Below are 11,610 nucleotides of genomic sequence, written 5' to 3' on the forward strand. Positions count from 1 at the left end.
AAATTTTCAAAAAAGTGGACAATCCAATAAACAAGATTGTCCACTTTCATAAGTTTCGCATGCTGTTATAAGAAAATACCTTGTTTTCTTGAAAAAACTTATGATGTATTCCGAATGTGGCAGGACTTACGCTTCACCTGCCGTAAGGACGACAAGTGCTAGTCAAAAAGCCCTGTATACTTCACGCTTGGAGAATGGATTCTATGAGGATTTGGGTGTTATCAATTCTTTTTCGTTGTCTCCTCCAGGTTTTTGACGGAAATTTGGACGTTGTGAATTCCTTCTTCAATTGCCTTTTTATTTGGTTGAATGCTTTTTTGCCATAATTCGATGCTTTCTTTTATTTCTTTAGAGATCTGAGGGAAAGCCGTTTTTCCTTCTTGTATAAAATGAGTGACCGCTTGTTTTACCTGTTCGGTATTGCTTATGACTTCCTTCGCTGTTTCTTTCATAAAATCCTTTGTTTTTAACATATTTTTTTTGACGTCTTTTCCAGAAGAAGGAGTGGTAAGGAGCGTTGTAATGGCGCCTGCAACCCCTCCGACTAAAAAGCCCGCCAACCAATTCGATCGTTTCATAATCATTCACCTCTGGCTGATATTTCGCATTTTGAGATTGAAGTCCCTCATTTCATATCTTCAGTTGCAGTTGAATAGGATAGAATATTCATTAAATTCGAATCCCTTAAGAAGAGTATACAGACTTCTTTTGAAGAAAATCAACATTCTATGTCCGGAAGATCAGTCAGCGGGCTGGTGAAGGAGGAATTTACATGAGAGGGGTTTTGTTCTTTGCGGTTATTCTCGATTTTCTTTTGTTTCTTGGTCTGTGTCGCTCGCTTCTATTATTGTCCAGGCCGGGTATATATCCCCCGAAAAAGATGGTGAAAAAACGTGTCGGCGCACTTGGAGCCGGAACTGTTTTCGTATTTGTGATCATCATTCTCCTTTATGTAACATGAAAAGAATTGGTAAACAGGGGATAAGTGAGGGAAAAACGATGGTGGCTGGAGACTGGATCGAATATGGTTTTTCGGCCATAATACACAAAAATGCCGGGCCGCCTCCGTAGCCTTAGAAGCATGACGGCAGGTTAGGAAGTGGCCAGGCATTATTCATTAAATCGATGCTTTTAAGCTTGATGCCCAACGTTTGAGCGTTTCATTATCGATTGGGCAATAGGATAAATAATAAACATGGCAACGGCATTTAAGGCCATAGCAGGCAGAACGACGGTTCCGAATAAAGCGGTAAAAGGTCCGGGCAGACCGACAATCAAATAGGCTGAAGTCAAAAAGACTGTTCCGGAGACAATAGTGCCGACAGCCGTCAATATGGCTGCTCCGAGTGTGTTTTTGCTGTACTTTGCCGTAAGGGCAAGCAATCCGTAAAAAATGAACGCCGTAACCGGTTTATCGATTAGATTCGGAAGGAATCCTCCGGGAAATGCCGTGGTCAATCCGGAAATGACTCCCGTAGCTAAACCAATCAGCAAAACATTTTTGGCGTTTGAAAATAATAGAATGCCGAGAAACATCATCGTAAGCATCATATCTGGCTTCATGCCTAAGAAAAAAGCAGGGATGATTGCATGAAGAACTGCTCCCATACCCACTAAAATGGCTAAACTGACAAGTGTTTTCGTATTCAATTCTCTTCTCTCCTCTGCTAAACTTCTCTACACTAAAACTCGATTTTTAGTGGTACGAATTCATTTTACCACAAATTCTTTGCTTTGCTCTCAAATAAGATATCTCGTTTCATATGTTATTTTATATGCTGATGAATGGTCGATGCGATGTCTTGAAGTTCGTCGAAAGTATAGTCGTTTTGATGCGATTTCCATACAGCCCCGAATCCATCTCCTTTTCCGTAACGAGGAAGCAAATGGATGTGGAAATGAAAGACTGATTGTCCGGCCGCTTCTCCATTATTGTTTAATAAATTTAGCCCGATCGGTTGATAGGCTTCTTGAATAGCATTCGCTATTTTGGGCACAGCTTGGAAAAGCGATCCAGCAATTTCTGGAGTTAGCTCAAAGAGATTCTTTTTATGTATTTTTGGTATGACCAGTGTATGCCCTTTTGTTACTTGGCTGATATCCAAGAAAGCAAATACATTTTCATCTTCATACACTTTTGCTGACGGGATTTCTCCGTTCATAATTTTACAAAAAATACAATCGCTCATATTCACTCATCCTTTCTTTCATTTCATGATAAATGGCATGTATGCCGCTCTTTGCAGAATGGATCAAATCTTATGGACACACGTCGAGTCAAAAAATCACTGGCATTTTTGGATTTTTTCGATGAAATGGTATGGATTTGAATGTATTTTATCATAAAAGCGGGGGGATCTAAATAGGGAACCATGCATTCGAAATGGGAGCCATGAATAATGCTCCGGTTAGCTTTGGACTGAGGGGATATTTTGCCGCCAATAAAAAGCAGCGCAGTTTAGAAAACGATCTTGAATCATTAAAAGAACCTTTTCTTTTAGTGCCAACTCCAAAGCATTTTCTATAAAAGAATGGCTCAAAGCGGAGCGGACCGGAATGTTTTAAACGTAAGATCATGGCTGTTTTATTTTCTGATCTGATAGGGTTCAAATGGATGATTTTTATGTTGAGGACATAAAAGAAGACAGGATGCTTATGCATCCTGTCCCAGAGTGTAGACAAAAGGCATCCGAATGTGCGCTTTCGGATGCCTTTTGTCACTTTTATGCTTTCAAATGTTTGGAATAGACCCCTCCAGGGGTCTATTTTATGTTATTGCTGGACTTTTCCATGTCCAGCAAGCCATCTTTTTCAAATTCATTGCAGCAAAAGTTAGCATCGCCTGCATGGACAATTTTTTTAAACCTCTTAAAGTTGTCCAACGCATACCATGCTTTTCCTTTGCATCAGCAAAAACACGTTCAATGGTTTCTTTCCGTCTTGCATAAATGCTCTTATTCTCTTGTGTATGCCGAAGATGATCAGCTTCCTCTAAATAAAATTCCCATACATGTCGCTGAATCAGTTTTTTATGCTCCTTACTTTGGGTGCACTTCGAAAGGAATGGACAATCTTTACACTGGACTGGATCAGAAAAATATTGACGATAGCCTTCCTTCGTCGTAGTTGCATATTTTAACACTTGTCCTTGCGGACAAAGATAACAATCGTAGTATTCATCGTAAACATACTCATGTTTTTTGAAATAACCATCCTTTGTACGAGGGCGAGTATAAGGTAAAGCAGGGGTCATATCATTTTCAAATATGTATTGGGCAACGGCGGGAGTTTTATATCCAGCGTCAGCAGCAACCACAGCCGGTTTTCCATGTTTTTCTATGACTTTTTCAAGAAGTGGCTCCAATACGGAACTGTCATGAATATTCCCTGGCGTTACAATAGCCCCCAAAACAAAGCCATTTCGATCCGCAGCAGCATGGAATGAGTAAGCAAACTGTTTTGTTCGCTCGTCTTTTACGTAGTAACCACTTTCCGGATCAGTGGTACTTTCTTTTATTTCTTTATATTCTTCTTTCCCAAATTTATCTGGAGGAAATGGCTTTTTTCCATGTGCTTCTCGATCAGCATTTATCTCATCTTGTAGACGTGCTTGATAGGCTTTCGTTTCTTTTCGAACCACTTTCTTCACAAATTTATGCTTATTCGCACTCGCTTTGACATGAGTAGAATCAATAAAGACATGCTCACTGCTTATCAGCTTCTTATCTGCAGCTTCTTTCAAAATGCGATAGAATATCTGTTCAAATAAGTCTGTATCCTTAAAGCGTCGCTCGTAGTTTTTCCCAAACGTTGAAAAGTGAGGTACCTTATCATAAAAACCAAATCCAAGAAACCAACGGTAAGCCAGATTCGTTTCGATTTCCTCTATAGTTTTTCGCATGGAACGAATACCGAAGGTATATTGGATGAAAGCCATTTTAATCAATACAACTGGATCAATACTTGGTCGACCTCTTTCCGATGAATACATGTCTTGAACAAGCGAATAGATAAATGAAAAATCAATAGCAGCGTCGATTTTACGAACCAAATGATCTGCAGGTACAAGTTGGTCTAAAGCTATCATTTCTATTTGATCACGATTCATCTGTGTATTTTTTGTTAGCACTTCATCCACCTCAATTCATTACGGTATCTTAATTATACAAAAAAAGACTGTCGGCAAATCCGGTTTTTTCGGATTTGTCGACAGTCTGAGACAGGATGCTTATGCATCCTGTCCCTTGAAGGGGATTGGTCATTGCTGATCTGCAGTGCAAAAGTCGTTTTTCGTGTTCAAGCTAATCATCCCCTTGCTGGAATGTTTCTTGCTTTGACACTTTTTAGATCTAACACAAACCCGTTTTTGGCAAATTTGTGAATGAAGACTTTATGGTCTTTCATACTTATTTGCATTGGAGTTTGTGGATCATGCGACTTTACTGTCTGCCGTAATCACCTCATTTTATTGAAGGCGAATCAATTGACCATAAGATAGGAAAATGCGGTACTGGTCTTTCACAACCACCCCGTTTTACTATTTGGTTGACCCCTTCGAATATTAGAATGCACAGAAATTTTTTCTTTATACATACAAGTGATGAAATTTTGTCTGAAAAATTGTCAAGAATCATTTATCAAGTCTAAAATAGTTGTGGGTAGACTTAAAATAGCTGTTTTTGCGAAAATGTTTGTTAAAATAAGATGAACTTAGAAACAAAATACCGCATGTTTTTGTTAAATGGTTTAATAAGTGCTTCTTCTTTAAAGTGATCTGAATGTCACCATAACGAAATGAATGGAACACAAATTTTCTTCTATTGGAGGAGGATGGAGAGTTTTCAAACGAATTTTTGGGCAATCAAAAACAGAAAGGATGTGGAAGAATGTCGCTATTGAAAGTCGACCAATTGACTGGCGGTTATACAAGAAAGCCTGTGTTAAAAGATGTGTCTTTTTCTATTGAAAAAAATGAAATCGTTGGTTTGATTGGTTTAAACGGCGCGGGAAAAAGTACGATTATTAAGCATATTATCGGTTTAATGGAACCGAGGCAAGGAGAGATTATCATCAATGGACTATCTTTGAAAGACAGCCCGGAGCAATATCGCAGACAGTTTTCTTATATACCGGAAATGCCGGTGTTGTATGAAGAATTAACGTTGGAAGAGCATTTGAAAATGACGGCGATGGCTTACGGATTAACAGAACAAGAATACAAAGAGAGGATAGATCCGCTTTTAAAGGAATTTCGAATGCAAAAAAAGCTTCATTGGTTTCCTGCTCATTTTTCCAAAGGAATGAAACAGAAAGTAATGATTATGAGCGCCTTTTTAACGGAACCTCATTTATATATTATTGACGAACCGTTTTTAGGGCTTGATCCGCTCGGAATTCAATCGTTATTGGAGTGGATGGAAAAAATGAAGAAACGAGGGGCGGGCATATTAATGTCCACTCATATTTTAGCAACAGCCGAAAAGTATTGCGATTCGTTTATCATATTACATAACGGGGAAATCCGCGCAAAAGGAACCATTCAGGACTTGCAGGAACAGTTTGGCATGCAGGGAGCTTCTCTCGATGATCTCTATATTCAACTGACAAAGGAAGAAGAAAAATGAAAACTGTTCAGCAATTATGGAAAGAGCGATTAAACGGCTATTTATCCGAGATGCGCAAATATTTGCGCTATATATTCAATGATCATCTGCTATTTGTACTGATTTTTGGGGTCGGAGCCGGTGTCTACTATTACAGTCAATGGGTAAAAACGTTGGAACCTCATTTTTCAGCCCCGTTTATCATGGCGCTGTTATTGGGGGCTATTCTGGCGTGGTCTCCGATTTACACGTACTTAATGCGAGCGGATATCGTCTTTCTGCTTCCGATGGAGGAACGATTAAAAGGCTATTTTCAAAAAGCCATTGTATCTAGTTTTGTCTTTCAAAGTTATTGGCTGATTTTGTTTCTTGCTGCTTTAATGCCCATGTATGTAAAAGTCAAGGGAGTAAGCTATGCATCGTTCTTTTTGTGGCTTGTGATCTTATTCATTTTGAAGTTTTGGAATTTGTTTGTCCGTTGGAACGTGCAGAAGTTTCAAGAAAAAAATATACGTCTTGTTGATCTGATCGTTCGTTTTGTTCTCAATGCAGTCTTTTTATATCCGCTGTTCAACCGGACAAACTGGCTTCTTTTCGTCATTGGAGCGTTTCTTTTGATCGTTTATGCCGGCGTTATTCAAAACAAGAGCAGGCAGCATATTTTAAAATGGGAAATGCTTGTGGAACTAGAAGAAAAAAGAATGATGGCTTTTTATCGCTTTGCCAACTTGTTTACGACGGTCCCTAATCTGCAAGGAGACGTAAAAAGAAGAAAATGGCTGGACTTTCTGTTTAAAAAGATTCCATATGGCCCCCATCATGTTTATACGTATTTGTTGTCACGTACTTTTGTTCGTGTAAATGAATACATTGGATTGTTTGTCCGCTTGACGCTCATTGGTTTGCTTTTGATCATTTTCAGTCATTCATTACTATTCAAAGTCATCATGGCGCTCTTGTTTATTTATTTAACAGGATTCCAGCTTTTTCCGCTGATCCGTCACCACGATGAAAAAATTTGGATGATGTTGTATCCTGTTTCGAAAGAAAGAAAAAAAACAGCTTTTATGCTGCTTTTGAGGCAGTGTCTTGGATTGCAGGCCTTTTTGTTCGCGGGGGCGGCGTTTTTTCGTTCATGGTTTGAAAGTGGAATCATACTTGGAGCAGCCGTCTTATTCGTCTTTTTGTTTACCGAAATATACACTCCCCGCAAGCTAGCTAAAATGGAAAACTTGTAAGACCGTTTTCTGGCATCTGGTTTAGACTTCGTAAGTACTTGAAAAAAGGGAATTCATTCGTGATGCAGCAATGTTTTTTCGTGGTACTGCTTCTTAGATGGCGGTCATAGCTTAAGGGTATGCCGTCTGCTGAAAATCATAATAGGAATACTGCGACAATGGTTGTCACCAAGAGGCCGAAGCATACGGGAATTAAATTTCTTCGTGCCAGTTCAAAAGGATCGACATCGCATATGGCCGCAGCAGGAATCAAAGCCCAAGGAATTAAAGTGCCTCCTCCAACCCAAATCGCTGCTACTTGGCCGAGAGCCGTTAAAACGGCTGTTCCGCCTGATAGAGAGTGGGAAAAAATTTTAGCGATTGATCCGGCAAGAGAAATGCCGGAGAATCCTGAACCATCTAGGCCGGTAATGGCCCCGATGACGGTCATAGTCACGGCCCCCATTTCTTTCGTCAAGGGGACAAGGGCAGCGAGAGAAGCGCCAAGGTCGTTGACAATGCCATTGGATGTATGAGGAAGGTAGTCGCCGATTATTTTCGAAAAACCGGCACCGCCTAGATAAAAGAAAGCGGCAATGGGAATAACAGGTGCGAATACTTTAAAACCAAATTGGAATCCTTCCATTAAAAAAAGGGTGGTTTTTTCTAACCCTTTCCCTTTATAGCTGATCAACGCGATCAGGAAGAGAATGATAATGGCGGTTCCCCCGATAAGTGCTGTTGCGTCTCCGCCTTGTAAGTGATAAAAAAACAGGAAAAATATATCAATGGCAAAAAAGAGTGGTATCAGGATCGCAAATATTTGCTTTGTTCTGAAGGAAAGGGAGGTGTCGATTTTATTCTCTTGACGGTTGGTGGAAACGAGGCTGCTGCTCGAAAGCTTTCCTTTTTTCATATCGATTTTTAGCTGAATGAAAGCCATTAGTGTGGCGGAGATTCCCATAACGGCTACGAGAGGGAGGCTGGCATGAATCACATCTTGTACGGCAATTCCTGCTGCGTCGGCCGTTAATTTAGGAGCTGCCTGAATGACGAAATCGCCGGAAAGGGCGATTCCATGGCCGAATAAATTCATGGCCATTGCCGCGCCGATGGCAGGCAACCCTGCTCGTATCGCAACCGGAACAAGTACAGCTCCCAATAAAGCAACTGCCGGTGTCGGCCAAAAAAACCAGGAAATTAACAACATTAGTAATCCGATGATCCAGAATCCTGTGTCAGGAGAACGGATGAATTTTGTAAATGGAGCAATGATGACTTCGTTGATTCCAGTTTTCATTAAGCTGTTGCTCATGGCGACAATCATGGAAATGATGAGAATGGTCGGCAACAGCTCCGAGATTGCGTATACGAAACTGGTAAATATACTGATGATCGACGCGGTGACTGATCCGGTAGCTGTAAAAGCGATGAAAAAGATGCCGATAATACATAAGATCGTCGTATCTTTGCGGAGAATCATGAAAAGGATCACGAGTGCGATAAAAAGAACGTACACCCAATGAATCAACGTTAAGTCGATTGGCATGTTGTATCTACTCCTTTATTCACAGACTTCGCTAGGCGTTTATCACACTATTTTGTTTCAAAGTATGAATCATCCTTAGAAGTTGTGAATGAAAGGAGCGTCGAATGAAGAAATGATTGAAAGAAAAAAGAAAGACGTTATTTCCTTGGAAATGTGAAATTTTAGCAGTCCGACAGCGTAGTTTAAATAATCACTTTGGAGCTTGATCTAAGACTGCAGTAAAAAGTTTAGTTGTAGCGACCATCACGACGTGGATTACGATTGTTCTTCTTTCGGTATTAAATAGGTTTTGACGTAAGAAGGACGAGGGAAAATAGTGATTTTACTCTTTGGTTCTTTTTCAGTTTCTTGTTTAGAGTGGGCTTTTTTGAACGCTTGGGATTTTTTCCAGTTTTGAAAAGACTGTTCGTCTTTCCAGCAAGTCAATACAATATATGTATCTGATTTCAAAGGGCGAAGGAGTCTAAAGGCTTTATAGCCCGGCATTTTTTCAAGATTGCCCGATCTGTTTTTGAATCGGTATTCAAAAACAGGGCGGCCTTCATCCGTAACGGGAATATGGTTCATGACAAAAAAACCGCTTTTTTTGTCTAAAAGGCCAGATGAATCAATCACTTCATACGATCTGGGGGATTGGAATACGGATTTTTTCTCGGTTTCGTGAAGGAGTAAAGCGCTTTCTTCGTTTTCCATAAGGATCATAGTTTCGTGTTCATATTTTTGGAGAATCGTTCGTAAATAATCGAACGTCCCGGTGGTCATGTAAATATTCATCTTTTCACCCCATTTTCTTTTTTGAAAAGGACTTTTGTGAACTGCGCAATTGGAAAGGACATGGAATCCGCCTTTAGTCCATCGTTCTCATTGGCATTTTGCCCATATATCAGAATAAAAGGGCTATCTGCTTTTATGAACTTTCCAATATTTAGTTTAAAATTTCCATACTATGAGTTCAATGAAACATTATAAACAAAATCGGCGGTTTTATGACATTTCACTCGCTTGCCTATACAATTTACTCAAAAAGCACTATAGTGTAAAGCATGTAATAGATCGTGAGAATGAAGGATCGCCGGTTGCAACGACCTATATTTATTTAAGTGTAAAAATGTGATTTCTCTTGAAAATCATTCATAGCTTTTTTCATTTTGAATACGACTTTACTCATATGAAAGGTGGAAGATAAATACATGAGAATGGTAAATGATACTTTAATCAAGGCTGCTAAAGGAGAGCCGACAGACTATGTGCCGGTTTGGTATATGAGGCAAGCGGGCCGTTCGCAGCCTGAGTATCGGGCATTAAAAGAAAAATATTCATTGTTTGAAATTACACATCAACCGGAATTATGCGCCTATGTGACAAGATTGCCTGTTGAACAATACAATGTGGATGCAGCCATCCTTTATAAAGATATTATGTCGCCTCTGCCGGCGATTGGAGTGAAAGTAGACATTCGATCGGGAGTAGGTCCGGTTATTGACAATCCGATTCGTTCTCTTGCGGATGTGGAAAAACTTGGCCAAATCCATCCGGAACAGGATGTGCCATATGTACTGGAAACCATTCGAATTTTAACGAAAGAGCAGCTGACGGTTCCATTGATCGGATTCGCCGGTGCACCTTTTACGTTGGCCAGTTATATGATTGAAGGAGGTCCATCCAAACATTACAACAAAACTAAAGCGTTTATGTATGCGGAACCTGTCGCTTGGCACGCTTTGATGGACAAGCTGGCCGATATGACTATCGCTTATGTTCGGGCGCAGATCAATGCGGGAGTAAGCGCCGTTCAAATCTTTGATTCTTGGGTAGGAGCTGTCAATGAAGAAGATTACCGTGTATACGTGAAGCCAGCTATGCAAAAAATTTTTAGTGAACTAAAAAATGAGCATGTTCCGCTTATCATGTTCGGAGTTGGTGCAACTCATTTAGTAAAAGAATGGAACGACCTTCCTTTAGACGTCATTGGTCTTGATTGGAGAATGGAGATTCGCAAAGCAAGAGAATTGGGAGTGACAAAATCGCTTCAAGGCAATTTAGACCCGGCAGTGCTGCTTGCTCCTTGGAAAGTGATCGAAGAAAAAGTGAAACGGATTTTGGATCAAGGTTTGGAAACACCGGGATTCATTTTCAATCTTGGTCATGGAGTTTTTCCTGAAGTTCAGCCGGATACTTTGAAAAAGCTAACCGAATTTATTCATGATTACAGTTCAAAAAGAGTTTAAAAATAAAAGAAACTTATTTTTTGTAAATTTCCTTTCATTTTGACAAAATAATTAATTGAGGTGGCTCTTATGGAAAGGAAAAAGATAGGATTACTTGTTATGGCATACGGCACTCCAAACAATGAAGAGGATATTGAACGGTATTATACGCATATTCGACATGGAAGAAAACCATCGGAGGATATGCTGGAGGATTTAAGAAGACGTTATAAGGCGATTGGGGGAATTTCCCCGCTTGCAAAAATTACGAATGAACAAGCTGAAAAACTAACAGCTCGATTAAATGAACTTCAAGATCAAGTGGAATTTCGATTATATATTGGGTTGAAGCATATCGAACCATTTATTGAAGATGCCGTAAAGCAAATGCATGAAGACGGTATAGAAGAAGCCGTTTCGATTGTACTTGCTCCGCATTTCTCTTCTTTCAGCGTGAAATCGTATAACGAAAGGGCAAAATCGGAGGCAGAAAAGCTTGGCGGACCAAGGATCAGCTCGATTGAAAGTTGGTATCGTGAGCCGAAATTCATCGATTACTGGGTGAATCAAATCAAAAAAGTTTACGAACAAATGCCGGATGAGGAGCGCAAATCTTCTGTCCTGATTTTTTCTGCTCATAGTCTTCCAGAAAAAATATTGCAATTTAACGATCCTTATCCAGAACAACTGAAAGAAACAGCTCAATTGATCGCTGATAAGGTGGGGGTCAAAGATTATGCCATCGGATGGCAAAGTGCCGGAAATACCCCTGAACCATGGCTTGGACCGGATGTCCAAGATTTGACAAGAGATTTGCATCAGAAAAAAGGATATAAAGCGTATGTCTATGTGCCAGTCGGTTTTGTTGCCGATCATTTGGAAGTATTATATGACAACGATTATGAATGTAAAGTAGTCACACAAGAGATTGGTGCTTCCTATTATCGGCCGGAAATGCCTAATGCAAAGCCGGAATTTATTGATGCTTTAGCAACGGTTGTTTTAAAACACATAAATAAATAAGAAGTTTTAGA

Annotated in this window: 11 protein-coding genes; 5 read left to right on the plus strand and 6 right to left on the minus strand. The window is 39.9% G+C overall.

Features of this window, described 5'->3' with window-relative positions:
- Positions 1 to 221 precede the first annotated feature (221 nt).
- The gene (locus NST81_RS04965) at positions 222 to 578 is read right to left on the minus strand and encodes a YtxH domain-containing protein (protein WP_048622833.1); all 357 of its coding nucleotides are present in this window, start codon (positions 576 to 578) and stop codon (positions 222 to 224) included.
- A 194-nt stretch (positions 579 to 772) separates the two neighbouring features.
- Between NST81_RS04965 and NST81_RS04970 the strand changes: the two genes are divergently transcribed.
- Complete coding sequence (locus tag NST81_RS04970; protein ID WP_003353757.1) at positions 773 to 961, plus strand: hypothetical protein; 189 nt, start codon at positions 773 to 775, stop codon at positions 959 to 961.
- A 170-nt stretch (positions 962 to 1,131) separates the two neighbouring features.
- On the opposite strand, the gene NST81_RS04975 is transcribed toward NST81_RS04970, so the two are convergent.
- From NST81_RS04975 to NST81_RS04985, 3 genes are all read right to left on the minus strand, one after another.
- Complete coding sequence (locus NST81_RS04975) at positions 1,132 to 1,650, minus strand: tryptophan transporter (protein ID WP_048622834.1); 519 nt, start codon at positions 1,648 to 1,650, stop codon at positions 1,132 to 1,134.
- Between the two features lie 116 nt (positions 1,651 to 1,766).
- On the minus strand, positions 1,767 to 2,189 hold the full coding sequence (locus NST81_RS04980; RefSeq protein ID WP_003353755.1) for an HIT family protein: 423 nt from the start codon (positions 2,187 to 2,189) through the stop codon (positions 1,767 to 1,769).
- 578 nt (positions 2,190 to 2,767) lie between these two features.
- A complete protein-coding gene (locus tag NST81_RS04985; RefSeq protein ID WP_341027798.1) occupies positions 2,768 to 4,129 on the minus strand; it encodes an IS1182 family transposase in 1,362 nt (453 codons plus the stop codon).
- 757 nt (positions 4,130 to 4,886) lie between these two features.
- Here NST81_RS04985 and NST81_RS04990 point away from each other — a divergent pair.
- Together NST81_RS04990 and NST81_RS04995 are read left to right on the plus strand one after the other, a co-directional pair.
- Complete coding sequence (locus NST81_RS04990; RefSeq protein WP_048624388.1) at positions 4,887 to 5,624, plus strand: ABC transporter ATP-binding protein; 738 nt, start codon at positions 4,887 to 4,889, stop codon at positions 5,622 to 5,624.
- Positions 5,621 to 6,841 carry an ABC transporter permease gene (locus NST81_RS04995; RefSeq protein ID WP_341028685.1) on the plus strand — a complete coding sequence of 407 codons (1,221 nt, stop codon included), beginning with the start codon at positions 5,621 to 5,623 and terminating at the stop codon, positions 6,839 to 6,841. Before NST81_RS04990 ends, NST81_RS04995 begins: the two co-directional genes overlap by 4 nt.
- 136 nt (positions 6,842 to 6,977) lie before the next feature.
- On the opposite strand, the gene NST81_RS05000 is transcribed toward NST81_RS04995, so the two are convergent.
- Together NST81_RS05000 and NST81_RS05005 are read right to left on the minus strand one after the other, a co-directional pair.
- Positions 6,978 to 8,369 (minus strand): hypothetical protein, encoded by a 1,392-nt coding sequence (locus tag NST81_RS05000; protein WP_341028689.1) that lies wholly within the window; start codon positions 8,367 to 8,369, stop codon positions 6,978 to 6,980.
- A 255-nt stretch (positions 8,370 to 8,624) separates the two neighbouring features.
- Positions 8,625 to 9,143 carry an antibiotic biosynthesis monooxygenase family protein gene (locus tag NST81_RS05005; RefSeq protein ID WP_048622836.1) on the minus strand — a complete coding sequence of 173 codons (519 nt, stop codon included), beginning with the start codon at positions 9,141 to 9,143 and terminating at the stop codon, positions 8,625 to 8,627.
- 416 nt (positions 9,144 to 9,559) lie between these two features.
- On the opposite strand from NST81_RS05005, the gene hemE reads away from it, so the two are divergent.
- Together hemE and hemH are read left to right on the plus strand one after the other, a co-directional pair.
- Positions 9,560 to 10,597 carry a uroporphyrinogen decarboxylase gene (gene hemE / locus NST81_RS05010; RefSeq protein ID WP_048622837.1) on the plus strand — a complete coding sequence of 346 codons (1,038 nt, stop codon included), beginning with the start codon at positions 9,560 to 9,562 and terminating at the stop codon, positions 10,595 to 10,597.
- Positions 10,598 to 10,666: 69 nt separating this feature from the next.
- Positions 10,667 to 11,599 carry a ferrochelatase gene (hemH, locus tag NST81_RS05015; protein WP_048622838.1) on the plus strand — a complete coding sequence of 311 codons (933 nt, stop codon included), beginning with the start codon at positions 10,667 to 10,669 and terminating at the stop codon, positions 11,597 to 11,599.
- Positions 11,600 to 11,610 lie beyond the last annotated feature (11 nt).

It is taken from the genome of Bacillus sp. FSL W8-0223 (genome assembly GCF_038006805.1).
GTDB lineage: Bacteria > Bacillota > Bacilli > Bacillales > DSM-4216 > Bacillus_O > Bacillus_O smithii.